This window comes from Longivirga aurantiaca (assembly GCF_042660085.1).
GTDB lineage: Bacteria > Actinomycetota > Actinomycetes > S36-B12 > CAIYMF01 > Longivirga > Longivirga aurantiaca.
This window is the reverse complement of the sequence record NZ_JBHSTI010000008.1, coordinates 1,825,295-1,850,111: the sequence shown is the minus strand read 5'-3', so window position 1 is coordinate 1,850,111 and position 24,817 is coordinate 1,825,295. Positions and strand designations below refer to the sequence as shown.

At 74.7% G+C, this 24,817-nt stretch carries 23 protein-coding genes; 9 read left to right on the top strand and 14 right to left on the bottom strand.

Going from position 1 to position 24,817, the window contains the following annotated elements; all coding sequences use genetic code 11:
• Positions 1-81: 81 nt before the first annotated feature.
• Positions 82-747: a CDP-alcohol phosphatidyltransferase family protein gene (locus ACFQGU_RS12765; protein ID WP_386767234.1), complete on the top strand. Its 666-nt coding sequence runs from the start codon at positions 82-84 to the stop codon at positions 745-747.
• A gap of 54 nt (positions 748-801) precedes the next feature.
• On the opposite strand, the gene ACFQGU_RS12760 is transcribed toward ACFQGU_RS12765, so the two are convergent.
• From ACFQGU_RS12760 to ACFQGU_RS12730, 7 genes are all read right to left on the bottom strand, one after another.
• Positions 802-1,203, bottom strand: a complete 402-nt coding sequence (locus ACFQGU_RS12760; RefSeq protein ID WP_386767232.1) for a cupin domain-containing protein — start codon at positions 1,201-1,203, stop codon at positions 802-804.
• A 78-nt stretch (positions 1,204-1,281) separates the two neighbouring features.
• Positions 1,282-1,875: a VOC family protein gene (locus ACFQGU_RS12755; RefSeq protein WP_386767230.1), complete on the bottom strand. Its 594-nt coding sequence runs from the start codon at positions 1,873-1,875 to the stop codon at positions 1,282-1,284.
• Between the two features lie 155 nt (positions 1,876-2,030).
• Positions 2,031-2,615, bottom strand: coding sequence for a mycothiol transferase (locus ACFQGU_RS12750; protein ID WP_386767228.1), 585 nt, complete (start codon positions 2,613-2,615; stop codon positions 2,031-2,033).
• A 37-nt stretch (positions 2,616-2,652) separates the two neighbouring features.
• On the bottom strand, positions 2,653-3,147 hold the full coding sequence (locus ACFQGU_RS12745; RefSeq protein ID WP_386767226.1) for a DUF2199 domain-containing protein: 495 nt from the start codon (positions 3,145-3,147) through the stop codon (positions 2,653-2,655).
• A gap of 86 nt (positions 3,148-3,233) precedes the next feature.
• Positions 3,234-4,733, bottom strand: coding sequence for a phytoene desaturase family protein (locus ACFQGU_RS12740; protein ID WP_386767224.1), 1,500 nt, complete (start codon positions 4,731-4,733; stop codon positions 3,234-3,236).
• An 11-nt stretch (positions 4,734-4,744) separates the two neighbouring features.
• On the bottom strand, positions 4,745-5,896 hold the full coding sequence (locus ACFQGU_RS12735) for a glycosyltransferase (protein ID WP_386767222.1): 1,152 nt from the start codon (positions 5,894-5,896) through the stop codon (positions 4,745-4,747).
• Complete coding sequence (locus ACFQGU_RS12730) at positions 5,869-6,678, bottom strand: carotenoid biosynthesis protein (protein WP_386767220.1); 810 nt, start codon at positions 6,676-6,678, stop codon at positions 5,869-5,871. The genes ACFQGU_RS12735 and ACFQGU_RS12730 overlap by 28 nt, the downstream gene beginning before the upstream one ends.
• A 339-nt stretch (positions 6,679-7,017) precedes the next feature.
• Here ACFQGU_RS12730 and ACFQGU_RS12725 point away from each other — a divergent pair, with 339 nt between their 5' ends.
• Positions 7,018-7,287, top strand: coding sequence for a hypothetical protein (locus ACFQGU_RS12725; protein ID WP_386767218.1), 270 nt, complete (start codon positions 7,018-7,020; stop codon positions 7,285-7,287).
• Here ACFQGU_RS12725 and ACFQGU_RS12720 read toward each other — a convergent pair.
• The gene (locus tag ACFQGU_RS12720; protein WP_386767216.1) at positions 7,274-8,038 is read right to left on the bottom strand and encodes a monooxygenase; all 765 of its coding nucleotides are present in this window, start codon (positions 8,036-8,038) and stop codon (positions 7,274-7,276) included. The two genes, ACFQGU_RS12725 and ACFQGU_RS12720, sit on opposite strands and share 14 nt — an antisense overlap.
• A gap of 105 nt (positions 8,039-8,143) precedes the next feature.
• Here ACFQGU_RS12720 and ACFQGU_RS12715 point away from each other — a divergent pair, with 105 nt between their 5' ends.
• Positions 8,144-8,638, top strand: coding sequence for a VOC family protein (locus tag ACFQGU_RS12715; RefSeq protein ID WP_386767214.1), 495 nt, complete (start codon positions 8,144-8,146; stop codon positions 8,636-8,638).
• A 66-nt stretch (positions 8,639-8,704) separates the two neighbouring features.
• On the opposite strand, the gene ACFQGU_RS12710 is transcribed toward ACFQGU_RS12715, so the two are convergent.
• Positions 8,705-9,181, bottom strand: a complete 477-nt coding sequence (locus ACFQGU_RS12710; protein WP_386768281.1) for a YbaK/EbsC family protein — start codon at positions 9,179-9,181, stop codon at positions 8,705-8,707.
• Positions 9,182-9,684: 503 nt separating this feature from the next.
• On the opposite strand from ACFQGU_RS12710, the gene ACFQGU_RS12705 reads away from it, so the two are divergent.
• The 5 genes from ACFQGU_RS12705 (at position 9,685) to ACFQGU_RS12685 (ending at position 17,186) form a co-directional block, all read left to right on the top strand.
• Positions 9,685-10,134 carry a DUF6504 family protein gene (locus tag ACFQGU_RS12705; RefSeq protein ID WP_386767212.1) on the top strand — a complete coding sequence of 150 codons (450 nt, stop codon included), beginning with the start codon at positions 9,685-9,687 and terminating at the stop codon, positions 10,132-10,134.
• A 192-nt stretch (positions 10,135-10,326) separates the two neighbouring features.
• Positions 10,327-10,833 (top strand): SAV_6107 family HEPN domain-containing protein, encoded by a 507-nt coding sequence (locus ACFQGU_RS12700; RefSeq protein WP_386767211.1) that lies wholly within the window; start codon positions 10,327-10,329, stop codon positions 10,831-10,833.
• Between the two features lie 4 nt (positions 10,834-10,837).
• Positions 10,838-15,091, top strand: a complete 4,254-nt coding sequence (locus ACFQGU_RS12695; protein ID WP_386767209.1) for a DNA polymerase III subunit alpha — start codon at positions 10,838-10,840, stop codon at positions 15,089-15,091.
• A gap of 151 nt (positions 15,092-15,242) precedes the next feature.
• Positions 15,243-16,541, top strand: coding sequence for a DNA polymerase IV (locus ACFQGU_RS12690; RefSeq protein WP_386768279.1), 1,299 nt, complete (start codon positions 15,243-15,245; stop codon positions 16,539-16,541).
• A gap of 249 nt (positions 16,542-16,790) precedes the next feature.
• A complete protein-coding gene (locus tag ACFQGU_RS12685; RefSeq protein ID WP_386767207.1) occupies positions 16,791-17,186 on the top strand; it encodes a DUF3040 domain-containing protein in 396 nt (131 codons plus the stop codon).
• A gap of 87 nt (positions 17,187-17,273) precedes the next feature.
• On the opposite strand, the gene ACFQGU_RS12680 is transcribed toward ACFQGU_RS12685, so the two are convergent.
• From ACFQGU_RS12680 to ACFQGU_RS12660, 5 genes are all read right to left on the bottom strand, one after another.
• Positions 17,274-19,544, bottom strand: a complete 2,271-nt coding sequence (locus ACFQGU_RS12680; protein WP_386767205.1) for a transglutaminase TgpA family protein — start codon at positions 19,542-19,544, stop codon at positions 17,274-17,276.
• A 95-nt stretch (positions 19,545-19,639) separates the two neighbouring features.
• The gene (locus tag ACFQGU_RS12675) at positions 19,640-20,920 is read right to left on the bottom strand and encodes a DUF58 domain-containing protein (RefSeq protein ID WP_386767203.1); all 1,281 of its coding nucleotides are present in this window, start codon (positions 20,918-20,920) and stop codon (positions 19,640-19,642) included.
• Positions 20,921-20,933: 13 nt separating this feature from the next.
• Entirely contained in the window at positions 20,934-21,920 is a 987-nt protein-coding gene (locus ACFQGU_RS12670; RefSeq protein WP_386767201.1) for an AAA family ATPase, read from the bottom strand.
• A gap of 179 nt (positions 21,921-22,099) precedes the next feature.
• On the bottom strand, positions 22,100-22,867 hold the full coding sequence (locus ACFQGU_RS12665) for an ABC transporter permease (RefSeq protein ID WP_386767199.1): 768 nt from the start codon (positions 22,865-22,867) through the stop codon (positions 22,100-22,102).
• Positions 22,864-23,556 carry an ABC transporter ATP-binding protein gene (locus tag ACFQGU_RS12660; RefSeq protein WP_449280328.1) on the bottom strand — a complete coding sequence of 231 codons (693 nt, stop codon included), beginning with the start codon at positions 23,554-23,556 and terminating at the stop codon, positions 22,864-22,866. Before ACFQGU_RS12660 ends, ACFQGU_RS12665 begins: the two co-directional genes overlap by 4 nt.
• A 193-nt stretch (positions 23,557-23,749) precedes the next feature.
• On the opposite strand from ACFQGU_RS12660, the gene ACFQGU_RS12655 reads away from it, so the two are divergent.
• The gene (locus ACFQGU_RS12655) at positions 23,750-24,793 is read left to right on the top strand and encodes a patatin-like phospholipase family protein (protein ID WP_386767195.1); all 1,044 of its coding nucleotides are present in this window, start codon (positions 23,750-23,752) and stop codon (positions 24,791-24,793) included.
• The last annotated feature ends 24 nt before the right edge of the window (positions 24,794-24,817 follow it).

The following is a 24,817-nucleotide window of genomic DNA, read 5'->3' as shown; positions in this document are numbered from 1 at the left end:
CGGGGCCGGGAAGCCGCGGATTGATCAGGCTCAGCGGGTGGGTGAGGGCGGCGTGGGGCGGACGGCGCTAGGTTGCGACGCGTGAGCCGCAGCGTCCTGTCGCGCGAGGAGTACCTCGACCGCTGGTCGACGCTGCACGGCGGCTACGACCCGCGCACCTCGCGCATCGTCGGTCCGTGGCTCACGGTGGTGCACGCCGTGGCGACGCCGTTCGCCCGGCTCAGGGTGCCGCCGGACGTCGTCACGCTGCTGGGCGGCCTCGTCTCGGTGCTCGCGGTGTGGCTCTGCACGCTCGGCGACCGCTGGGTGATTCTCGCCGCCGTCGTGGTCGGCCTCTCGGGCCTGACCGACTCCCTCGACGGCGCGGTCGCGGTGATGACCGGCCGCGAGACGCGCTGGGGCGCTGTGCTCGACTCCGTGGTCGACCGGGTCTCCGACGTCGTGTTTCTCGTGGCGCTGTGGGTCGTGGGTGCGCCACCGGTCGCGTGCCTGCTCGCGGGCGTGCTGCTGTTCACGCAGGAGTACGCGCGCGCCCGTGCGACCGCCATCGGCATGGACGACGTCGGAGTCGTCACGATCGGCGAACGGCCGACGCGGGTGATCGTGGTGGCGATGTTCCTTCTCGCGGCAGGGATCTACCCGGCGTCCGCCTCGTTCTGGGCCTCGCTCGGGGCGTGGGCCTCCGTCGGCATCGGTGCTGTGGCGCTGGTGCAGCTGCTCATCGTCGTACGCCGCCGCCTCACCTGATCGTGGACGGGGCCTCCGATCGGGCCGGGGGCCGCGGACGGAGTTTCGGCGGAGTCAGCTCCAGCCCCCGGCGGGGGCGTTCGGCTCCCACGGCCCCTCGACGAAGGTCGCTTCGCCGCTGCCGGGCCAGGGCGGCATCGTGATGCATACGAACCGGAGAGGTTCCGCCCCGTCGCAGCGGTACTGGAACTCCGTCCCGACGGGGATGTCGATCGATACCCCTCTGCGGAGCGGGGTCAGCTCCTCCTCATTGGCGTCACGGCGCCACAGCCGTCCTTCGCCCGACAGGACGTGCCACAGCTCGCTCACGGTGGCGTGGACGGTCGCTCGGTTCACCTGGCCCGGCGGGACGGTCGAGTGGATGACCCCGCCGGCGTCGCCTTCGATGAGGAAACGGATCTCGGCTCCGGCGGGCGAGCGGGCCTCGGGGGCGGTAGGGAACGATCGGGTCTGCATCGGAACCTTCCTCCATCAGTCGGCCATGTCGAAGGGACACCTCGCCCGCAAGCAGTACGGCGGGACAGCAGATTCCGCTCACCGAGGCAACGGGTTCGGCCCGGTGGCGGTGACCAGACGCTGTGGGACCCAGTTCTCGACGTGGGTGAAGCCCTCGAAGCGCGCCCCCTGGCTCAGAGCACCTTCGTACAGGGAACGGCGATAGAACTTCACATGGGTGAAGTCCTCGAAGAGGACGTAGTACGGCTCCACCTCGGCGCTCTGGAACTGCTGGCCGCTCAGCGCTGCCCTGTGAGTCCGTGCGAAGTCGTCCACGTCGTCACCGACCACGACCCCCAGGTGCTCGAGGCCCATGCGATAGACGCGTTGATGCACCGGCGGGATGAGCTCGATGACCGACAGCGGTGCACCGTCAAGAACAGTGAGCGGCTCGGCGAGCACGATCAAGGAGATCGGCCGCCCGTTCCAGAGGTTCTCGCTGTTCGCCGTCGCGTGACGCTCGAGAAGTGCGCGCTGATGCACGTACAGGTCCCAGTCCGCCACGCGGACCGCGAGGTGGCTGAGGGGGTAGCCCGCGATGTCGACGCCTCTGTCCAGCAGACGGTGGCGCTGCAGCTCGGCAAACGCCCGGTAGTCGCCAATGATGTCGCCGATGGGCTCTGACGTGGTCATCCGATCGCCCTCCTGTGCTGGGAGACCGCGCAACCAGCAGGCGTGCCGATGCTGCTGCTTCAGAACACCGCTCGGCGAGACCCGGGGTCTCGCCGCCCTGCGGACTCCGATGCTTGCGGCCGATCATCGGGAGGTCAAGAGCCGACGCGCGGTTCTCAGGCGGCGGACCAGAGGCGGGTGGGGGCGTCGGGCGGCCAGGGTGCGTCCTCGCCGGTGCGGCCGTCGACCGCCTCGCGCAGGAGGTCGGCGTGACCGGTGTGCCGGCCGTACTCCTCGATCTGGTCGAGCAGCAGCCGGCGCAGCGTGGGCCTGGAGCCGTCCGGCCAGGAGAAGCGTGCCGGGAAGTCGAGGCCGCCCTCGGCGAGCGCCGCCTCGAGGTCGGCGCGCGCTCGCTGCACGGCCTCCTCGTACTCGGAGACGAGCTGTTCGGGCGGCAGCTCTTCTCCGGTGCGGAACTCGAACTCCGGGTCGGAGTCCCAGTCGACCGACGCCCAGGGCTCGCGCAGCGGACGGCCCCAGAGCTTGTGGGAGAACGTGTTCTCCTCGACCAGCGCGAGGTGCCGGAGCAGCCCGCCGAGCGACAGCGCCGAGCTGCCGATGTGCAGCCGTGCACCCTCAGGTGACAGCCCGGAGCACTTCCACCAGAAGGTCAGCCGCATCCGCTCGAGCGAGCCGAGCAGCGAGGCCGTCTCGTCGCCGTCCATGGGCGGCTCGGGCCGGTCGAGCCAGATCTGCGTCATGCGCGCCAGGGTAGGCACGCCCGACGACATCCGTGCGCTACTGCAGCAGGTCGAGCACCTGCTCGTGCGGCCACTCGTCGGCCAGCACCTTGGCGAGGAGCGGGTCGCTGCTGCTGTCGACGTACGGCGTCTCCTCGGCGTCGCGGACGCGCACCACCACGGGCGCCGCGAGCACGTCGACGCCGGGCAGCGCGTTGGCGAGCACGCCCGTGAGCTCGAGATCGGCGTACTCCGGCTCCCACCAGACCTTCCACGCGTGCTGCAGGTCGTCCGAGCTCACGCCCACCCAGACCGCGAACGTGATGGTGTGGCCGCCGGCGAGGCGCAGCGGGAGCAGGCAGCGCACGAACGCGCCGAGCTCCGGGACGAGCAGCATCACCGACTCGTCGGGGTGGTCGTGGCTGAGCCACGTGCCCTCGGGGAGGCCGCCGGCGTCGACGAGCCCGAGCACGGGGTCGGGCAGGGTGAAGAGCACGTCGCGGTCGTGGTTCTCCAGCGGGAGGCCGCAGGTCGGGCAGGCATCGGGAGGCACCGGCACATCTTGCCGTGTGCAGTCAGCAGACCCGGATTCGGTAGTGGAATGTCGCAGCAGAGCGCGAGATTCCACTACCGAATCGGTCAGGCGCGGCCGATGAGGTCGGCGACGATCTCGGCGGACATGCCGACGAGCGGCAGGCCGCCGCCCGGGTGCGACGAGCCGCCGACGAGGTAGAGGCCGGGCACGGGCGAGGCGTTGGCCGGGCGCAGGAACGCCGCCCGCGCGCCGTTGCTCGAGGTGCCGTAGATCGATCCGCCGGGGGCGCGGGTGCCCGCCTCGAGGTCGGCCGGCGTGCGCACCTCCGACCACAGCAGCCGGTCGCGTACGTCGTACCCGCGGTCAGCCATCACCTGCAGCACCCGGTCGCGGTACGGCTCGGCCAGGCCCGGAGCCGTCCAGTCGACGGTGCCTCGCTCGCCCGTGGTGCCGTGGCGCGGCGCGTTCACCAGGACGAACCACGACTCGTGGTCGGCGTCGGGGCGCATGGCGTCGTCGTCCGGCGCGCACACGTAGATGGTCGGGTCGTGCACGGGCTTCGCGTCGCGGCCGAAGATCGAGTCGAACTCGGCGTCGTAGTCGCCGGTGAACCACACGTTGTGGTGGCGCAGGCCCGGTGTACGGCCCTTCACCGCGAGCAGCAGCACGAAGCCCGACAGCGAGGGAGTCGTACGGCGCAGGCGCTTCAACGGCTCGGCGCCGCGCGGGTCGTGCAGCAGGTCGCGGTAGAGGTGCGTGGCATCGGCGTTCGCGACGACGACGTCGGCCTCGAGCACCTCGCCGTCGCCCAGGCGCACGCCGGTGACGCCCGCATCGGTCGTGAGCACCTCGGCGACGTCGGCCGAGAACCGGTACGCCACACCGCGTTCCAGCGTCCGCTCGTAGAGCGCGTCGGCGAGCTTCCGGATGCCGCCGGCCACGTGGTACGCGCCGAACATCTGCTCGACGTACGGCACCGTCGCGAGCGCGGCGGGCGCCCGGCGCGGGTCGGAGCCGGTGTACGTCGCATAGCGGTCGACCAGCATGCGCAGCCGCGGGTCGGACAGGTAATGGCGCGCGAGGCCGCGCAGCGACGTGAAGGGCGCGACCGTGCGCACGTCGCCGAGGTTGCGCGCGAGCGGCAGCAGGTCGCGCGCGCCGGTGAGGGGTGCCTCGAGGAACGGCCGGCGCGTGACCTGCCAGATGGACGCCGCCCGCGCCATGAACGCGCGCCAGTCGGCCTCCGCCGTGCCGCCGAGGGCCTGGCCGAGGACGTGCGCGCACACGCCCGGGTCGACGCCCGGCATGTCGACCGTGACGCCATCGGGGAAGCGGTAGCCGAACGCCGGGTCGAGGTCGACGAGCTCGCCGACCGCGCCCTCGAGCGGGCCGCCGGTCTTGTTGAACAGATCGCGGTAGACGGCCGGGATCGTGAGCAGCGACGGGCCGGTGTCGAAGACGAAGCCGTCGCGCTCGAACGAGCCGAGCTTGCCGCCGTACGTCGCCGCCTGCTCGACGACGGTGACCTGGTGGCGCTTCACCGCGAGCCGCGCGGCCGCGGCCATGCCGCCCATGCCTGCTCCGACGACCACGACGCGTGCCACGGTTCGAGAGCCTAGGTGAGCCCGCGACCCCGCCAGCGCAGGGTGCCCGCGCGCTTGCGCCGCCACGACTCCCCGACGAGCGCGCAGAGCACTGCGACCGAGGCCGGGTGGGCGAGGGCGTCGACCGGCCGCCCGCCGGTACGCCGGGCCACGATCACCCGGCCGGTGACGCCTGCGGCATAGCCGAGCGCGCCGGCCGCGCGGGCGCGACGCGACGGGCCGAGCACGGCAGCCGCCGGCGGAACGACGTACAGCAGGGTCAGCAGGGAGACGACCCCCGCCGATCCGGCGGGCGACCCGAACGCCGACCACAGCGACTTGGTGTAGCCCTCGACCAGCGCCGCGCCGTCGTCGTACATGCGGCAGGTGGCGACGTCGGTGCCGTCGACGACCACGCCGCGCCCGCCGGTGCGCTTCACCGCGCGCAGCAGGGCGACGTCGTCGAGCACCTCGCCGCGGATCGAGCCGTGCCCGCCGCAGCGCGCGTAGGCGCGTGCGTCGATGGCGAGGAGCTGGCCGTTGGCGGCGGACAGCGAGACGCGCGGGGAGGTCTCGGCGACGCGCAGCGGCAGCAGCGTGGCCCACGACCACTGCAGCAGCGGCTGCACGAGACGGGGGAGCGGGCCGTCGGCGAGCTGCCGGGGGTACGGCGACACGAGGTCGAGCCTGCCGCCGCGCAGCAGGGCCACGGTCGCCGCGACCGCGTGCGGCGCGAGGACCACGTCGGCGTCGACGAACAGCAGCACCGAGCCCGTCGCCCGGGCTGCGAGCCGGTGGCAGGCCCACGTCTTGCCGAGCCAGCCGGCAGGCGGGTCGTCGCTGCCGCCGTCGAGCAGCTCGAGCCGGGGATCGCTTGCGGCCGCGGCGGTCACGACGTCGGCGGTGCCGTCGGTGGAGCCGTCGTCGAGCACCAGCACCTCGAGGTCGCGCACGCCCTCGGACGCCAGGATCGAGGCGATGCACGGCGCGATACGGGCCGCCTCGTCACGGGCGGGCACGAGCACGCTGACGCGCTCGGCGACGACGGGCGGGGTGTCGGAGGGACGACGCAGGAGGCGCAGGTTGAGCGCTGTGTGCGCGGTGGCGACGACCGCGCCGAGGGCTCCGGCCGTCACGAGCGCCTCGGTCGTGCGGGTCAGTCCCGACCGGTCCACAGCGACCACGCGTAGGGGAGCGCGACGAGGCCCATGGCGACCCCGCCCCAGATCGCGACGCCGGTGCGGTGCTCGAACGCCGCGTTGAGCAGCACCGAGGAGAAGTAGGTCCAGAGGAAGAGCAGCGCCGGCACGCCGTCGCCCTCGGCGCCGTCGGTGCGACGTCGCGGCAGTCGGTCGAGGATCAGCATCATGACCAGCGAGACCAGCAGCCAGGCCACGAAGTTCTGCGCGGGGATGGCGTCGATCCCTGGCAGCCGCGGCCCCTCCTGGGCCCACGTCCAGTGGCCCTCGCCGACCATCTGCGGGTCGAGGAAGAGGTCCCAGCTCGCCAGCGCGACCGCTCCGACGATCGGTGTGAGCAGCGGGCCGGTGGTGAGGCGGCGGGCGGCGAGCAGCGCGGGGTAGCTCATCATCGCCCAGGCCAGCGGGATGACCGCGGGGACGCCGAGGATCATCGGGCCGAGGCGGTCGGCGTACTCGTAGCTGCCGAACGGGAGGCCGGTGCGGGTGCCGAGGACCTCGACGCCGAGGCCGATGCCGGCGCTGACGACGAACCAGCCGAGGGCCCAGAAGAAGCCGCGCGACAGCAGCGCGTGCGACGCGCTCGCGAGGAAGAACAGCACCACGGTGACCGCGGTGAGGACGTCGCGCGTGCCGTCCGAGGTGAGCGGCCAGGCGATCTGCGCGAGCACCGTGAGCGCCGCGAGGATCCACGGGAGGGCGCGCAGGGCTCCGCCTCCGCCTCGGCGGCGGTCGGCGTGGGGGCCCGAGTAGACGCGAACGCTCATAGCGGGGCGACCCTACGCGACGGCACCGGCTGCTCCGACCGGGTGGTGCCGTGAGCGCCGGTTGAGGCGGGCCGCGCGGAGGCCGATTCCTGAGGCATGGGAGCGCACGAGCAGCCGGCGGTTCCGGGTGCGCTTGCCCACGGCTGGGTGTTCGCACCGGCCCCGCCGCCCGTGCCACGCCCCTCTCCGGGGGGCACGGCCGCGAGGCCGAGGCCGGGCCTGCGGCCTACCTGCCGACCCGCTGCCCGGCCGAGCCCGTGGGCTTCACGACGGCGCCGCCGCACCACCCCCCGGCCGCAGTGGGACCAGCCGAGGGCGCAGCGCCTGCGGGGGAGCCACGTGACGTTCGGCCTCGTCGGGCGCCTGGTGGTCACGGGCCTGGTCGTGCTCTTCGTCCTGTGGATGCTGGACGCGGGTCCCTTCGCGTTGTTCCTCGTGCCCGCCGTCCCGGCGCTGGTCTGGTTCCTGAAGGACAACTGGCGCAAGGCGCCGGAGCCCACGCACGTGGGCGTCGGACCGCGCGTGGTCGCGCGGGACCTGTTCACGCCGCCGGCCTCCGACGACGTGCTCGACCCGCACGTGCGGCCGCCGGACGCTACGACGCCGTGATCTCGGTGCCGTCGTACGCGCCCCGGGCGTCGACGACGGCGAACCGCGCGAACAGCTCCTCGGAGTACCAGCCGGTCTCGTGCGTGCGGCGCATCACCTCGAGGTGCGGCGACCTGCGCTGCGCGAACTCGGTGACGGCGCGGCCGGAGTCCCACACGCTGAAGGTCCCCTGCAGCCCCACCGGCGCCTCGCCGATCCCGAGCGCGACGCGCAGGCCGTCGACCTGGCGCAGGTCGGCGGACACGGGGGGCACCGAGCCCCAGAACGTGCGCCACTGCGAGGGCTTGATGCGGGCGCGCGTGATGGCCGCGACGGGTCCGTCCCACCGGTCGGGCACGGGGTCGCCGAAGGGCTGCCGCCCGGCCCAGGTGCCGCGGGAGACCAACGGGCGCAGGAGGAACCGGGCCTCCTCGTGCGCGACGCCGGTCCAGGACCGGTGGGCCGCGGAGGCCTCGTACCGCGCGGGGCCGTCGTCGTCGGACCAGCAGGCGAGCACGCCCCAGTGGCCGAGGTCGGCGTCGCGCATCGTGAACGTCGTCCCGTCGCCCGTGCCGAGCAGCTTCACGAACGTGGCGCCCGGCATGCGTCGCACGCGGCCGCGGTCGAGGCCCATGTGCACGAGCGCGCTGCCGATCCCGCGACCGCGGACGCCGTACAGGTGCAGGCTCACGACCGCGGGCACGGGCTCGCGCGCGCTGCCGCCGTCGCGCACGGAGTAGCCGTGCGGCGTGCGGGGCTCGGGAGTCGTCACCGGCCCATCCTCCCCTCCCGGGCCGGTGCATGTGATCCGGGACGGCCGTCGGTCCCGCGGCCTACGCTCGCTGGGTCCGGGGGCCGGTCGATGAAGGGATCGCACATGTCGGGCTTCACGCCGTGCCTGTGGTTCTTCGAGGGTGACGCGGAGGACGCGCTCACGCGCTACGTCGAGCTCTTCTCGGCGTACGGCGAGGCCTCCGTGCTGGGCGCGTCGCATGCGGGAGAGGGCGTGCCGGGCATAGCGGCCGGCCAGGTGCTGACGATGACGGTGTCGCTGCACGGGCGCGAGCTCATGGGCCTCAACGGCGGGCCGGCGCAGTTCGCGCACAGCGAGGCGACGTCGTTCCTCGTGTCGTGCGGCTCGCAGGAGGAGGTCGACCACTACTGGGACGGGCTGCTGGCCGGCGGGGGCCGCGAGAGCCAGTGCGGCTGGCTCGTCGACCGGTGGGGGATCAGCTGGCAGATCGTGCCGACGCGCCTCTACGAGCTGCTCGGGGGTGCCGACCCGGACGGCGCGCAGCGCGCGATGGTGGCGATGCTCGCGATGAGCCGTCTCGACGTCGCGACCCTCGAGGCGGCGTACGCCGGCGAGTAGCGCCTCACGTATGGAAGTGCCAGAAACAGCAGGGGTTTTCTGGCACTCCCGTGCGTGAGGTGGGGGTCAGGCCTTGCCCTCGCCGACCTCGGCGGCCTCGCCGGCGGTGATGCGCAGCAGCTCGTCGTAGGTCGTGGGGAAGACGTAGTGCGGGTGGCCGCCGGCCGCCCAGACGACGTCGTGGCGGGAGAGCTCGACGTCGACCACCGTGCGCAGCGGGTGCGGGTGCCCCACGGGCGCGACGCCGCCGATGGGCTGGCCGGTGTGCTGGCGGACGAACTCCGGCGTCGCGCGCTTCACCTGCGACGCGCCGACGAGGCTGGCGAGCGCGAAGGTGTCGGCGCGGTGCGCGCCGGAGGTGAGCACGAGCAGCGGCCTGCCGTCGGCGTCGAACACGAGCGAGTTGGCGATCGCGCCGACCTCGCAGCCGAGCTGGGCGGCCGCGGTGGCGGCCGTGGGCGCGGGCTCGGGCAGCGCGCGCACGGTGCCCGCGACGCCGAGCCCGGCAAGGGCCTGGGCGACGGTCACGGCGTTGGGGTGCAGGCCCGTGAGGTCGGGCGCCGCGACGGCGAGCGTGCCGTCGGCGTTGACCCCCGCGTGCGGGGGCCCGGCGTCGTGGACGCCGTCGTCGGTCTCGCTGCCGTGGGGATCCATGGCCAGAGCGTAGGGGCGGACAGCGCCCGCACGCCGGACGGACCAGGGCTTGACGCGCTGTCGGGGGTGGGGGCTACGGTAGGTCGTGTTCGAACAGGTGTTCGATCCTCTCTCGCGGGAGGGTCGGGCCACCGGTTCGGGCGACGGGCACCACCAGCTCTCGCACGCGGCGGATTCGCGGCTGCCGCGGGCGGGGCGCGGTGGGCCCGTGGGGAGCTCGCGGTCCCCACGGGCCCACCGTCGGTCCCGCAGTCGGGCCTCGGCGTGGGGAAGCGCCGGGTCCGACGGGCGGGGCCGGGTGCCCGCCGGTCGCCTTCCCCCGGCCGGTCGCGCCGCCCGTCCGGGCGCGCGCCGGACGAGCACCCGGCCACGAGCCGGGGAGGGAGACCGTCATGCGCAGCTACGGCGAGGCCGTGCAGGTCCGCACGGCACCGGTGAGCCTCGACACCCTCGAGGTGGCCCCGGCGCAGTTCCTGTGGCGCGGCCGGCTCTACGTCGTCCGCGCGGTGCTCGCCCACTGGATCGAGCTCGGCACGTGGTGGGTCGGCTCCGGCTCCCGCCGTCGCCGTCCCGTCGCCGTCGGTGCGACGGCCGGGTCGCAGGCACCCGAGGACCCCGAGGCGGCGGAGGCCCGGGAGGCCCCGCGGCGCTCGGTCGCCTTCGACGTCGGTGCGGTGGAGCGCGAGGTCTGGCGGGTCGAGGCACGGGCGGGCCGCTCGTCCTCGGTCGGCGTGTACGACCTCGTGCGCGACGTCCCCGCCGCCGCGGCCGCCCTGCTCGACGACCCCACGGTCCGCCCGCCCGTCCCCACCCGGTGGCGCCTCGCGCGCACCCTCGACTGATCGGAGGTCCCGATGTCCAGCACCCGCACCCGCAGCGGCGTTCATGGCCGACGCAGCCCGGCACCGGGCCGCCCGGTCCGCCTCCGCCCGCCCGTCCGGGGGCTGCAGCTCGTCCTCACCGAGCCGCTGCTGCCCGAGCCCGCCGACGTCCCCGCACCCGCCTCTGACGCACCGACCCCGGGAGGAGCCGCCATGACCGCCACCGCCGAGACCCGGCCCCGGCCCGACCTCGAGGTCGGGCTCACCCCGGTGCCGCCCGACGCGCTGCCCGCCACCCCGGTGCCCTCGGTCCCGGCCGCGAGCCGCGACCTGCTCGCCGGGGCCGCGCGCGAGCTGCTCGCCGCCGGCTCCACCGACGACACCGGGCTGCGCTACGCCCGCGCCCATCTCTCGGCGCTGCGTGCCGCCGCCGCGGTGCTCGCGGCCCGGGCCCGTCCGCGCGGCAAGCGCTCGGCCCGGCTGCGCAGCGCCTGGGTGCTGCTCGCCGAGGTGGCCCCCGAGCTCGGCGAGTGGGCGCAGTTCTTCGCGGCCGGCGCGGGCAAGCGCGCCGCGGCCGAGGCAGGGCTGCGCGGCGTCGTCAGCGAGCGCGAGGCCGACGACCTCGTCCGCGACGCCGAGGCCTTCCTCGCCCGGGTCGCCCGGCTGCTCGGCGTGCCGCACCAGCCGCTGCTCGGCGGTCCCTCCGCAGCAGTGTCGTAAGGCCGTGGCCGACGACCCCTTCGTCCACCTCCACGTCGCCTCGGGCTACTCCCTGCGCCACGGCGCGAGCAGCCCGGCTGCGCTCGTGGCGCGGGCGGCCGACCTCGGGCAGGACTCCCTCGCCCTCACCGACCGCGACGGCCTGTACGGCGCGGTGCGGTTCGTCCTCGCCTGCCGCGACGCCGGGATCGCCCCGATCCTCGGCCTCGACCTCGCGGTCCGCGCTGGTCTCGAGGTTCCGACGCTCGGCTCGGTCACCGGCGGCACCGGGCGTGCCGGGCTCGGGTCCCGGGTGCAGCGCACCGCGGCCGGCCGGCTCGGCGCCGGCCCGACCCTCGCCGAGCGCACGAGCAGCACACGGGCCCAGCCCGCGCGCCGCACCCCCGCGCGCGGCGGTGCCGAGGTCGACCCGCGGCACCCGCGGGTCGTGCTGCTCGCACGCGGACGCACCGGCTGGGCGTCGCTGTGCCGGCTCGTGTCCGCCGCGCACCTCGGCCTCGGCTCGGACGCCCTGCCGGGGGAGCAGGCGGTGCGCGGTGCGCCCGTCACCACGCCCGAGGTCGTCGCCCGGCACAGCGACGGCCTCGTCGTGCTGCTCGGCCCGGAGTCCGAGGTCGGCCGGGCGCTCGCGCGACGACGTCCCGACCTCGCCCTCACCGCCCTCGCCCCGTGGCGCGCGGCGTTCGGGCGACGGCTCGCGATCGAGGTGGTGAGCCACCGCGCCCGCGACTCCGCGACGGCGACCACCGACCTGTCCGGCGCCCGCACCCGCGGTCTGCCCTACTCCTCGGCGTTCGCCGCCCGGATGCTCGCCTTCGCCCGCGAGCACGACCTGCCCGCGGTGCTCACCAACGCCGTGCGGCACGCCGAGCGCGACCAGGCGCCGGTGGTCGACGTCCTCGACGCCATCCGCCGACTCGTGCCGCTCGACTCCCGCCACCTCGACCGCGCCAACGGCGAGGGGCACCTCGCCGACGGCCTGCGGATGGAGCAGGTGGCCCGCGAGGTGGTGCGGATGTCGGGCACGGCCTCGGGCAGCAGCGAGCAGCGCGAGGTCGACCGCCTGCTCGCCGACACCCGCACCCTCGCCGAGGCCTGCCGGCTCGACCCCGTCGCCGACCTCGGGATCGGCGAGGTGCACGTGCCCGAGCTCGACCTCCTGCTGCCCGCGCGCACGGCAGGCAGCAGCAGCGCCGTCCGCGACCGCGGCCCGACGGCGCTCGCGGCCGAGGCGCTCGAGGCCGACCGGCACCTGCGAGCCCGGTGCGAGGCCGCGCTCACCGACTACCTCCCGCGCACCCGCCGCACCCGCGCCGACCGCGCGCGGCAGGCGCGCGAGCGGCTCGACGCCGAGCTCGAGACGATCGGGGTGCTCGGGTTCGCGGGCTACTTCCTCACCGTCGGCGAGGTCGTCGACCTCATCAAGGGCATGGACGTCCGCGTCACCGCGCGCGGGTCGGGCGCGGGCAGCCTCGTCAACCACCTGCTCGGCATCTCCGGCGTCGACCCGCTCGCCCACGGCCTGCTCATGGAGCGGTTCCTCTCGCCGTTGCGCCGCGCGCTGCCCGACATCGACGTCGACGTCGAGTCCGCCCGCCGCACCGAGGTGTACGAGCGGATCCTCGAGCGCTTCGGCGGCGAGCGGTGCGCCTGCGTGTCGATGCGCGACACCTACCGCGTGCGGCACGCCGTCCGCGACGTCGGCGCCGCCCTCGGGATGCCGCCCGGCGAGATCGACGCGTTCGCCACCGCGTTCCCGCACATCCGCGCGCGCGATGCGCGCAACGCGCTGCAGGAGCTGCCCGAGCTGCGGGCCTCGGGCCTCGGGCGCCTCGCCGCCCGCGGCGAGCTCGACGGGTTCCTCACCCTCGTCGAGGCGCTCGACGGCCTGCCGCGGCACATCGCCCTGCACCCGTGCGGCGTGCTGCTCTCGGACGCCACGCTGCTCGACCGCACCCCGGTCGAGGCCAGCTGGATGGGCTTCCCCATGAGCCAGTTCGACAAGGACGACGTCGAGGAGCTCGGCCTGCTCAAGCTCGACGTCCTCGGTATCCGTATGCAGTCGTCGATGGCCTACGCCCTCACCGAGATCGAGCGCGTCGACGGCGAGACGGTCGACCTCGACGCCGTGCCGCACGACGACGAGGCGACGTTCGCGCTCATCAAGTCCGCGCACACCCTCGGCTGCTTCCAGATCGAGTCGCCCGGCCAGCGCGAGCTCGTCGGCAAGTTCGCGCCCGAGACCTTCGGCGACCTCATCACCGACATCTCGCTGTTCCGCCCGGGGCCGGTGAAGTCCGACATGGTCACGCCGTTCCTGCGCGCGCGGCAGGGCTGGAACGACCCCGTCTACCTGCACCCCGCGCTCCGCCCTGCCCTCGAGGAGACCTACGGCGTCGTGGTCTTCCACGAGCAGGTGCTGCGTCTCGTCGCGGTGATGACGGGCTGCTCGCTCGCCGAGGCCGACGAGGTGCGCCGCAGCATGGGCTCGCCCGAGGGGCAGCAGGACGTCCGCGCGTGGTTCTACCCCGCCTCCCGCGCCGAGGGCTACGAGCTCGCGACGATCGAGAAGGTCTGGGACGTCCTCAAGGCGTTCGCGTCGTTCGGCTTCTGCAAGGCGCACGCCGCCGCGTTCGCGCTGCCGACGTACCACTCGGCGTGGCTGAAGGCCCACCACCCGGCGGCGTTCCTCGCCGGCGTGCTCACCCACGACCCGGGCATGTACCCGAAGCGGCTGATCCTCGACGACGCGCGCAACCTCGGCATCGCGGTGCTCAGCCTCGACGTCAACGCGTCGGTGGGCACCTACTCCGTCGAGAAGGTCTCGCCGTACGACGAGCCGCCGCCGGAGATCCTCGACGAGCGCCCGCGCCGCGGCCCCGATGTGCCCGGCCTGCCCGACGGGTCGGCGTACGGCATCCGGCTCTCGCTCGCCGACGTCAAGGGCATCACCGACGCCGAGGTCGAGCGGATCGTGGCGGGCCGGCCGTACGGCTCGCTGTCGGACTTCTGGACCCGCGCCCGGGTCTCCCGCCCGGTGGTCGAGCGGCTCGTGGTCGCGGGCGGGTTCGACTCCCTCTACGGCATCGGCCTGTCGAGCCCGGTGCGCCGCCGCGGCCGGGTGACCCGACGCGACCTCCTGCTGCAGGTGGCCGACCTCGACCGGCACACCCGGGCCACCACGCGCGCGGCCAAGGCCGCCGCCCCCCGGTCGGCGGGCAAGCGGCGCGACCTCCCGCTCGGGCCCACCGGCATCCCGCTCGGCGTCACCGTGGACGCCGACCGCGACACCGTGCGCGCCGCCCGGCGCCAGGCCCAGGGCCCGGCCGCCGCGACCACCGCCGCCGACCTCGACGTGCAGCTCGCCCTCGACCTCGGCGACGCGCCGGGGGAGGTGGCCGCGAGCGGCCTGCCCGAGATGACCGACGCCGAGCGGGTGCGCGCCGAGCTCGAGGTGCTCGGCCTCGACGCCAGCCGGCACCTCGTGGACTTCTACGCCCCGATGCTCGATGCCCTCGGCGTCGCGCGCTCGCGCGACCTGCTCGGGCGCCGCAGCCAGTCCGAGGTGCTCGTGGCCGGGGTGAAGGTGGCCACCCAGACCCCGCCGGTGCGCTCGGGCCGGCGCGTCGTGTTCCTCACCCTCGACGACTCCACCGGCCCGGTCGACGCCACCTTCTTCGAGGACGCCCAGGGCCCCTACGCGGCCACGGTGTTCGGGTCGTGGCTGCTGCTCGTACGCGGGGTGATCCGGCGCACCGGCCCGCGCGGCATCTCGCTGCGCGCCACCGGCGCCTGGGAGCTCGGCGTCGTGCACGACGCCTGGCGGGCGGGCGGCCTCCCCGCGGTGGCCGCGATCCTCGACGACGGCGGCACCCGCGACGACTCCGACGAGGCCGCGGTCGCCGGGCGTGCGGGCAGCCGGTCGACCCGGCCGGTCGCGGTGGTGCCGGCCGCCGCCCAGGGCGCGCAGTACGGCGGTCCGGGCGGGCTCGGCGCGGCAGCGTCGTCGGGTGGCGCCGGACCGGCCGCCGGCGGCATGGGCCAGCGCGGGTCGGAGCTCTCGGGCGACGAGCGCGTGCGCCGCGTGCTCGTGCACGCCAGCGGGTTCCGGCAGTCGCCGTACGCCGACATCAAGCCCCAGGGCGTCGACGCCGCCGACACCCGCGGCCAGGCGGGCACGGAGAAGGAGCGGGCGAAGGAGAAGAAGGAGGCCCCGAGCAAGCTGTGGCACTCGAGCCCGGGCAGCTCGGGATGGTGAGGCAGCACAGCGTGAGGCAGCACAGCGTGAGGCAGCACAGCGTGAGGCGCCGCGGCATGGTCGGTGCGAGGGCGCATGATGGGCCCGTGCAGCACGAGCAGAGCCGGAGGCAGGGGCGGTGAGCCGCAGCCAGATCACCCGGGGCGCGCGCATCACCCAGGCCGACGTCTCGGCCAGCGGCGACTCCCGTGTCGCCCACGACGGCCGGCGCGAGGACGACGGCTGCCCGATCCTGCACGTCGACATGGACGCCTTCTACGCGTCCTGCGAGCTGCGCAGCCGCCCCGAGCTGCGCGGCAAGCCCGTCATCGTCGGCGGCGAGGGCTCGCGCGGCGTCGTCACCGCCGCCACGTACGAGGCCCGGAAGTACGGCGTCCACTCAGCCATGCCGATGTCGCGCGCCAAGCGGCTCTGCCCGCAGCTCGTCGTGCTGCCGCCGGACTTCGAGCTCTACACCGCGGTGTCGGCCGGCGTGATGGCGGTGTTCCGCGACATCACGCCGCTCGTCGAGCCGCTCTCGCTCGACGAGGCGTTCCTCGACGTCTCCGGGAGCATCCGACGGCTCGGGCCGCCCGCGGTCATCGCCGAGCAGATCCGGGCGCGGGTGCACGACGAGCAGGGCATCACCTGCACCGTCGGCGTCGCCTCGACCAAGTTCGTCGCCAAGCTCGCCTCCACCCAGGCCAAGCCCGACGGCCTGCTCGTGGTGCCCGCCGACCGCGTCGTGGCCTTCCTGCACCCCCTCCCTGTCGGCGCGCTCTGGGGCGTGGGGGAGAAGACGGAGGAGCAGCTGACGAGGCTCGGGCTCCGCACCGTCGGCGACATCGCCCACACGCCGGTCGACACCCTCGTCCGCGCCCTCGGGCCGGCCGCGGGGCAGCACCTCGCGGCGCTCGCCTGGGGCCGCGACCCGCGCGGCGTCGAGGTGCCCGAGGGCGAGAAGAGCATCAGCAACGAGGAGACCTTCCCGCGCGACGTCGACGACCCCGAGGTGATCCACCGCGAGCTCCTGCGCCTGTCGGAGAAGGTGGCCTCGCGGCTGCGCAGGGCCGGGGTCGCCGGCCGGACGGTGTCGATCAAGGTGCGCTTCGCCGACTTCTCCACCATCACCCGGTCGCGAACCCTGCGCTCGCACACCGATGTCGGCCGCGAGGTCTACTCCACGGCTCGCGACCTCTACGACGCGCTGGGCCTGCAGCGGGCCCGGCTGCGCCTGGTCGGGGTGAAGGTCGAGGGGCTCGTCGAGGCGGCCGATGCCACGCGCCAGATGCTCTTCGACGAGCCCGAGCTCGGCTGGCGCGAGGCCGAGCAGGCCGTCGACCGGGCCGAGGCCCGGTTCGGGCGGGGGTCGGTGCGCCCTGCCCGCCTCGTGCCCGGCCCCGAGGAGCCGGACGATCACGGGGGATTCGGCGGGATCCAGCCCACCGCGCCGAGGCCCGGCCGGGGCTGAGCCGACCCAGCCGGGAACGCCCGGAGGGCCCGGTTCGTCGTGCACAGTGGATCCGATCGGCCGATCCCGTTCGCCTCAGGTGGACCCGGGACGGTGCCGATGGACCACCTGAGGACGGTGCCGGCACGCCGCCCGATCGACACTCCGGGGACCACTTGGGGACTCTGGGTTTCCACATCGGCCCGTGCTGCCTATCCTCAGACGTGTAGAACATGGGCGCACCCCGTGCCCGACACCTGAGGAGGAGCCGTGCCGCTCTCCGAGCACGAGCAGCGACTGCTCGAGCAGATGGAGCGGGCCCTCTACGCCGAGGACCCGAAGTTCGCCTCCAGCCTGCGCTCCGCCGGTCCTCGTCCGGGCAGCCGCCGCAAAGCCGCGATCGGCGTGCTCGTCGCCCTCGTCGGTGTCGCGCTGCTCATCGCCGGTGCCGCCACCTCGATCATCCCGCTCGGCGTCGTCGGCTTCCTCGGGATGCTCGGCGGCACCTTCGTGGTGATCCAGACGCTGCGCGCCGAGCCCGAGGCCGCCGCCCCGGCCGCCGCCCCCGCCACCAAGAAGGCCAAGGCGCAGGCGCCCAAGTCGGGCTTCATGGACAAGATGGACGAGCGCTTCCGCAAGCGTCGCGAGGGCGACGGCGGCGAGTAGCCCCCCAGCACAGCAACCGGCCGCGGACCCGTCAGGGTCCGCGGCCGCTGTCTGTGCTACGTGACCGCCGTCCGGTGGCGGACTCCCTCAGACCCGCACGTCCTCGCGCGACGCGCGCAGCGACGCGGGGGCGAGGGTCGCCCGGGCCCGTCGACGCCGGTCGAGCCGGTGGAGCATCGCCGAGCGCACCGTCGTCACGTCGTCGGTCACGAGGGTCAGGTCCGGGGGAGTGGGGGCGTAGCGGGCGCGCTCGACCGCCCGTCCGAGCCGGGTCGCGGCGTCGGCTGCGGCACCGGAGAGACGCTGGTCGTCCACGAGCGCCGCCACGGCCTGGCGCGGCGTGCGGGAGTCCGACCACTCGGCGCCCACGTCGATGGCGCTGTCGCGCAGCTCGGACCAGGCGGCCTCGGCGTCGGCCTCGGCGCCGAGGCGCCGGCGCCGGCGCAGCACGCGCCGTGCGGCCGGGATGAGCGCGGCGAGCAGGGCGAGCACGACCAGCCCGCCGAAGACCCAGGCGCGCCACCAGTCGGCTGGCAGGCCCGAGGCGGACGACGGCAGGTCGACGACGAGGCCCTTGTCGCCCCGGATGTCGGCGAGGTCCTGCTCGGCACGGTTGCCCGCCGGACGCGAGCTCGCGCTGCCGCTCGGCGTCGGCGTGGGGTTGTCGGCCGCAGGCCCGGTGTACGGCGGCGTGGTGATCCCGGCGCCGCCCGTGGCGGGCGTCGGCTCGAACCGCACCCAGCCGAGGCCGGTGAAGTAGAGCTCGGGCCACGCGTGGGCGTTCTTGCCCGAGACCCGCCACGCGCCCTCGTCGCCCGCGACGGCGGTGCCGCTGGTGTAGCCGACGACGACCCGCGACCGGATCCCGAGCGAGGTCGCCATCAGCGCCATCGTCGCGGAGAACTGCTCGCAGTAGCCCGTCTTGTCGCGCAGGAACTGCTCGAGGTACGACGCGGAGGAGTCCGACTGCACGTTGGTGGAGTACGTGAACTCCCTCTGGAACCACTGCTCGAGGGCCCGGGCGGAGTCGAAGTCGGTGGCCGAATCCGCCGTCAGCTGCCGCGCGGTCTCGGCCAGGGAGTCGGGGATCTCGACCGAGCCCTGCACCGCCGCGCGCTCGAGCCCGGTGAGCGGCGCCGCGGCGCGGAGCTGCTCGGGGGTGGGCGAGACCTCGACGGCGTCGACGCCCCAGCTGCGTCCGGCCGTGGTCGTGGACTCGTCGGCGCCGAAGACCGTGCTGGTCGCCTGGTCGACGAACCAGTCGCCGTCCAGGCCGACCGTCAGCGGCTCCTCGGGCAGCGGGAGGAACCGGCTGTCGAGCTTGTCCGCGGCGAGGTCGTAGCGGTACTCCTGACGGGGCACCTCGGCGGGCAGGCCGTCGAGGGAGTAGACGCCGTCGGCGAGCGGCGTGGCCCCCGCGTCCGGGGAGAAGGCACGCGGCTTCCACGAGTCGCCGTCGAAGTTCTCGAGCACCACGGCCCGGAGGTAGCCCGGGGTGCGGTCGGTGGTGCGGTAGGTGAGCACCGTGACGTCGGGGTTGTTGAGCAGGTTGCGCTGCAGGCCCACGATCGGGTCGAGCCCGATCGACGCCGGGTCGCCGCCCTCGCCGCCGCCCTCGCCCTCGCCTCCACCGGTCACGCTGCGGCCCATGACGGCGTCGGTCAGTCCCGGGATCACCACAGGCAGCACGAGCGCCAGCGCGACGGCGACCGCACCGAGCCGGAAGGCGGCCGACGACAGGCCCGACAGCGCCACGGAGCCGCCGAGGCCGTCGCTGCGCTTGAGCAGCTTGCCCCAGCTGATGAGGGTCAGCCGCTCGTCGGCCACGAGCAGCAGCAGCCAGCCGGCGCCCACGCAGACGAACGCCCACCAGGGGGCGCCGACCGTCAGCACGGCCGAGGGGACGACGTACAGGGCGACGAGCGGGAGGCCGGCGACCGCGGGCAGTCGGAGGACGACCTGGAGCACGAACACCACGAGCGCGACGCTGCCGATCCCGAGCGCGGTCACCGCCGTGAGGCCCTCGGTCACGGGCACGGGCGGGGCGAAGCGGCTGATGTCGGTGGTGCCGACGGCGAGGAGGTCGCGCAGCTCGCCCAGGGCGTACGGCGACGGCACGAACCCCCAGGGCGCGTCGGTCACGAACCGCAGCGTCAGCGCGGAGAACATCGCCAGCGCGCACAGCACCGGGACGAGCACCATCGGGACGCGCAGCCAGGTGGCGAGGCCGCCCGCCGCGACGACGGCGGTGACCGTGAGCATCGTGGCGCCGATCCAGCCGGACTCGACGTACAGCGAGCCGAGGCACAGGGCCGAGAGCATGACGGCCACCCACACCGCGATCGTCGGCAGGAGCACGCCCGGGACGGTGAGCGAGCGGGGGACGGGTGCACCCGGGCGGGCCCGATCGAGTGCGCCCGAGGCATCGGCTGCCGGTCGGGTGTCGGTCGCGCTCATCGGGCACCTCCGGCGACCGAGCCGCTGCCGGCGAGATGGCGCCAGGTGTCGGCGAGGTCGGTCTGCGGGCCGCACACGGCCACCCGCCAGCCGGCCGCGGTGAGCAGGGCGGCGGTGCGGGTGGTGCGGCCGTCCTCCGGCATCGTGGCGCGCGAGGCCCAGCCCGACGTGTCGAGCACCAGGGCCGCCGCGCTCGAGTGGCCGCTGCGCAGGGCGGCGACGGCCTCGGCGTGGCCGATCTCGAGGTCGCCGAGGATCGCCACGAGCAGGCCGTCGCGCACCCGCGACCGCCCGCGGGCGTCACCGACGCCGGGTGCGATGCCCTCGGTGAGCGTGGCGAGCGCCAGCGTGTCGAGCAGCGGGCCCTCGGCCTCGGCCCCGGAGAAGCCCTCCTCGACCGTTGCGCCCGGCGTGAGCAGGGTGCCGTCGGCGTCGAGGATGCGGACGGCGTAGCCCCGCCGGGCGAGGTGCACCGCGACCGACGCCGCGGCCGACACGGCCCACTCGAACGAGCTGGCCGGCCCGTCGCCGCGGTGCGCGACCGCTCGGGTGTCGAGGAAGACCGTCGCGCGCGTGCGCCACGGCTGCTCCTCGCGGCGCACCATGAGCTCGCCGCTCTTGGCCGTCGACTTCCAGTGCACACGGCGCAGGTCGTCTCCGATGCGGTACTCGCGCGGGATCACGTCGTCCTCGCCGGCCGAGGCCACCGCGCGCGCTCGCGCCTCGCCGAGTCCGGACCAGTCGCCGCCGAGCGGGATGCCGGGCAGCGGCACGGTCGACGGCACGACCGTGAGGGTGTCGGTGGTCGCGAACTGCCGGGTGGCGCGGCACAGGCCGAACGGGTCGACGAGCTGCACGCTCACGGGGCCGACGGTGTAGCGGCCGCGCACCGGGCTGCGCAGCTCGTACCGGACGTCGCGCCGCCCGCCCGACTCGAGCCGGTCGATGACGAAGCGCTGCGAGCGGCCGAGCTGCCACGGCACCGCGTCCTCGACGAGCAGCAGGCCGCTCGGCAGCCGCGAGACGTTCTCGAGGCGCACGACGGCGGTGGTCGGGGCGTCGACGGTCACGCGGGTGGGCCGCAGGCCGCGGGCCGAGGCGAGGCGGTAGCGGGTGCGCGAGACCAGTGCGGCCGAGAGCAGCGGAAGGGCGACCAGGAGCACGCCGAAGCGCAGCAGGTCGCGCTGCTCGAGCACGAGCGACGCGATCAGCCCGATGCCGCCGAGGGCGAGCAGGAACCGCCCCCGACCGGTGAGCTGACGCAACGCCGCACGCACGGGCAGACCTCCGTCAGGCCCGGGCGGCGGCGGGGACGGCGACGCGACGCAGGACGTCGGCGATCACGGTCTCCGTGGTGCGCCCGGCGATCTGGGCGTCCGCGGTGAGGATGAGCCGGTGCGCGAGCACCGGGGCGGCGAGGGTCTGCAGGTCGTCCGGCAGCACGTGGTCGCGGTCGTCGAGCGCAGCTGCCGCTTTGGCCGCGCGCACGAGGTGCAGCGTGGCGCGCGGCGAGGCGCCGAGCCGCACGTCGGGGTGCGTGCGCGTCGCGTTCGCGATGTCGACGGCGTACTGGCGGATGGGCGCTGCGACGTGGATGCCGCGGACGACGTCGACGAGGCGCGAGACGTGCGCCGCGTCGGCGACGTGCTGGACGGCGTCGAGCGGGTTGGTCGAGGCATGCTCGGCGAGCATGTCCATCTCGGACCGGGTGTCGGGGTAGCCCATCGAGACGCGCGCCATGAAGCGGTCGCGCTGGGCCTCGGGCAGCGGGTAGGTGCCCTCCATCTCGACCGGGTTCTGGGTCGCCATCACCATGAACGGCGCGGCGAGCTCGTACGTCGTGCCGTCGACGGTCACCTGCCGCTCCTCCATGCACTCGAGGAGCGCCGACTGCGTCTTGGGCGAGGCACGGTTGATCTCGTCGCCGAGCACGATGTTGGCGAACACGGCGCCGGGGCGGAACTCGAAGTCGCGGGTCTCCTGGTTGAAGACGCTGACGCCGGTGACGTCGCCGGGGAGCAGGTCGGGCGTGAACTGGATGCGCCGCACCGAGCAGTCGAGCGACTTCGCGAGGGTCTTGGCCAGCATCGTCTTGCCGGTGCCGGGGACGTCCTCGATGAGCAGGTGGCCCTCGGCGAGCAGCACGGTGAGCGCCACGCGGATGACGTCGCCCTTGCCCTCGATGACGGTCTCGACCGCCGCGCGGATGGCGGCGGCGGAGTGCACGAGCTCGGAGACCTCTCCCGGGTCGGTGTGCCCGGTGGTTTCGATGGTCACGCGGTCTCCTCGTGTCGTCCTCGTCCGCAGGGGGAGACCCCCGCCGGATCCGATTGTCACCCGCAACGGCCCTGCGCGCACGGTCCCCGCACGAGAGACTGCCCCGGACCGCTCCGACGCGCGGGGGAGTGGCGGAGTTCCCCGCGCGCCCCTTCACGGAGAGGACGTCCGGGAACGGCTCAGGTTGACACGCGGACGAGGCGCTCGGCGTCGTCGAACATCCACCGCTCGGCGGCCCGAGCGGTCACGAGCGAGGCCACCGCCCACGCCGCGAGCAGCATGTACATGACGATGATCTGGTAGCGGATCGCCTCGAGCGGCTCGACGCCCGCGATGATGAGGCCCGTCATCGTGCCCGGGAGGGCGATGAGGCCCACCACCTTGGTCGAGTCGACCGAGGGCACGAGCGCCGTGCGCACGGCGGTGCGCAGCTCGCCCGCGAACGCCTCGCGAGGTCCGAGCCCCAGGCTGAGGGCGGTCTCGACGGCGGGGCGCCGGTCGGCGGCCGACCGCCGAAGCGAGGCGAGGGTCAGGGACGACGCCTGCATCGCGCCGCTCACGACCATGCCGCCGATCGGGATGAGCACCTGCGGCTCGGTCGACACGACGCCGCCCACCACGAGCACGCCCAGCGTGCCGAGGGTGCCGATCGCGATGCCGAGCCAGGCCGCGAGCAGAGCCCGGGGGAGGCCGGCGCCGCGCCGCCGCGACTCGAACGCCGCGATCACGGTCATGGCCGCGATCCAGGCCAGCGCCCCCAGGAGCCCGGCGTGCAGGAAGAGCCACGCGAGCACCGCGCCGACGGCGACCAGCTGGACGAGCGCACGCACGGCCGCGACGACGACGTCCCGGCTGATGCCGAGGCGCTGCCAGGAGGCGATGCCGACCGCGACGAGGACGAGCAGGCCGGAGACCGCGACCGCGCTCCAGCTCGGGATCGTGGTCATCCGTGCTCCCAGGACGTGTCCGGCGGCTCGTGGAGGTGCGGCGCGTGCGCGGGCCCGTGCGCACGAGGGTCGTCGTCGGGGTGCTCGTGCCCGTCGTCGGGCGGGAAGGTCATCTCGTGCACGAGGTCGAGGTCGGTCACCGCGCCGCGGGCCGTGACCCGACCGTCGTGCAGCACGCGGACCGAGTCGGCCACGCGCTCGGCCCGTGCGACGTCGTGGCTGACCAGCACCACCGACAGGCCGCCGTCGACGAGCGACCGGATCACGGCGTCGACGGCGTCCGCGGCCCGCGGGTCCAGCGCCGAGGTGGGCTCGTCGAGCAGCAGCACCTCGGGGCCGACGGCGAGGGCGCGCGCGAGGGCGAGGCGCTGCAGCTCGCCGCCCGACAGGCTCTGCGGCGACCGGCCCAGCACGTCGCCCGGGTCGAGGGCGACCCGCTCGAGGAGCGCGGCGACCTCGCGGTCGGAGAGGGCCGGGGCAGCGACGCGGACCTCGGCCGCGACGTCGTCGGTGAGGGCGACGGCGCGCTGGGGGACGAGCACCGCACGACGACGCAGCGCGCGCACATCCAGGTCGCGGACGTCGGTGCCCTGGAACAGGACCCGGCCGGAGGTGGGGTCCGCGAGGCGGTTGAGCAGGCGCAGCAGGGTCGACTTGCCCGAGCCGCTGGGCCCGCAGACCGCGGTCACCGAGCCCGTGTGGAGGTGCTCGTCGAGGTCGTCGAGCAGCAGGCGGCCGTCGACCTCGAGCGACACGTGGTCGAGGGTGAACAGCTCCGGGGGCTCCACGTCGTCACCCTAGGGCCGCTTCGGTGGCCTGGCCCCCGCTCGGCTGCGAGGATCGATCCGACGGCGTCGCACCGCCGTCGGAGGAGGCCGGACCATGCCGGGCACGAACGACGAGCACACGAGCCGGTCCGAGCTCCGCGCGCAGCAGCGCGCCTCCGCGGTCGCCGGTGGCCTGCCCGAGCACGTCGACGAGCCGCCCGCCCCGCTGGCGCCGTCGGTGGCGATGCCGCTGGCCCTCGCCCGGCTCCTGCCCCGTCCGCTCGCCTACGTGTTCGGCGGGGGAGGCGCGTACGGCGCGGTGCAGATGGGCATGATCCGTGCCCTGCACGAGACCGACCTGCGGCCCGACCTCGTCGTCGGCACGAGCGTCGGCTCGCTCAACGGCATCATGATCGCGGCCGACCCCGACCACGGCCCGCAGGTGCTCGCCGACCTCTGGCCGCAGATCGAGCGCCGCGACGTCTTCCCCGGCAACATGTTCACCCAGGCCATCTCGGCCGGTGCCAACCGCCCGTACCTCTTCAACCCCGGGCCGTTGACCGAGCTGCTCGCGGCGCACGTCCCGGTGAGCCGCATCGAGGACCTGCCGATGCCGTACGTCGCGGTCGCGACCGACCTCGACACCGGCGAGCGCGTGGAGATGGACTCCGGCGACGTCCGCAGCGCGCTGCTCGCGTCGTCGGCCATCCCCGGCGTCTTCCCGTGGGTCGAGCGGGACGGCCGGCGGCTGGTCGACGGGGCACTCGTGTCGAACGTGCCCATCGAGGTGGCCTACTCGCGCGGCGCGAAGTCGGTGGTGGTGCTGGACTGCGGGCGCTTCGGCATGGAGGGTCGCTGGGCCGAGAGCCTCATCGCCGTCGTCATCCAGGCTGTGCAGATCGCCTCCCGTCAACAGGTGGTCCGCGACCTGCAGGTGGCCGAGGAGATCCCGCTCGTCTACCTGCCCGCGCCCGAGCAGATCGCGTCGTCGATGCTCGACTTCCGCTTCACCGAGCAGCTCGCGGCCGATGCGTACGCCGACACCTCGTCGATGCTCTCGGCACTGTCGCTGCACACGGGTGCGCTGCCCCCCGGCCTGTACGGCATGCCGCCCCTGCGCGCCGACCACCCCGAGGTGGCGCCGCTCCAGCGCTGGTAGACCTGCGCTGCGTCGCGGTACACC

Excerpts from the sequence above, each read along its gene's own strand:
- ACFQGU_RS12760 (WP_386767232.1), bottom strand. The coding sequence starts at position 1,203 with ATGCAGACCCGATCGTTCCCTACCGCCCCCGAGGCCCGCTCGCCCGCC.
- ACFQGU_RS12755 (WP_386767230.1), bottom strand. The coding sequence starts at position 1,875 with ATGACCACGTCAGAGCCCATCGGCGACATCATTGGCGACTACCGGGCG.
- ACFQGU_RS12750 (WP_386767228.1), bottom strand. The coding sequence starts at position 2,615 with ATGACGCAGATCTGGCTCGACCGGCCCGAGCCGCCCATGGACGGCGAC.
- ACFQGU_RS12730 (WP_386767220.1), bottom strand. The coding sequence starts at position 6,678 with ATGAGCGTTCGCGTCTACTCGGGCCCCCACGCCGACCGCCGCCGAGGC.
- ACFQGU_RS12715 (WP_386767214.1), top strand. The coding sequence starts at position 8,144 with ATGTCGGGCTTCACGCCGTGCCTGTGGTTCTTCGAGGGTGACGCGGAG.
- ACFQGU_RS12705 (WP_386767212.1), top strand. The coding sequence starts at position 9,685 with ATGCGCAGCTACGGCGAGGCCGTGCAGGTCCGCACGGCACCGGTGAGC.
- ACFQGU_RS12700 (WP_386767211.1), top strand. The coding sequence starts at position 10,327 with ATGACCGCCACCGCCGAGACCCGGCCCCGGCCCGACCTCGAGGTCGGG.
- ACFQGU_RS12665 (WP_386767199.1), bottom strand. The coding sequence starts at position 22,867 with ATGACCACGATCCCGAGCTGGAGCGCGGTCGCGGTCTCCGGCCTGCTC.
- ACFQGU_RS12655 (WP_386767195.1), top strand. The coding sequence starts at position 23,750 with ATGCCGGGCACGAACGACGAGCACACGAGCCGGTCCGAGCTCCGCGCG.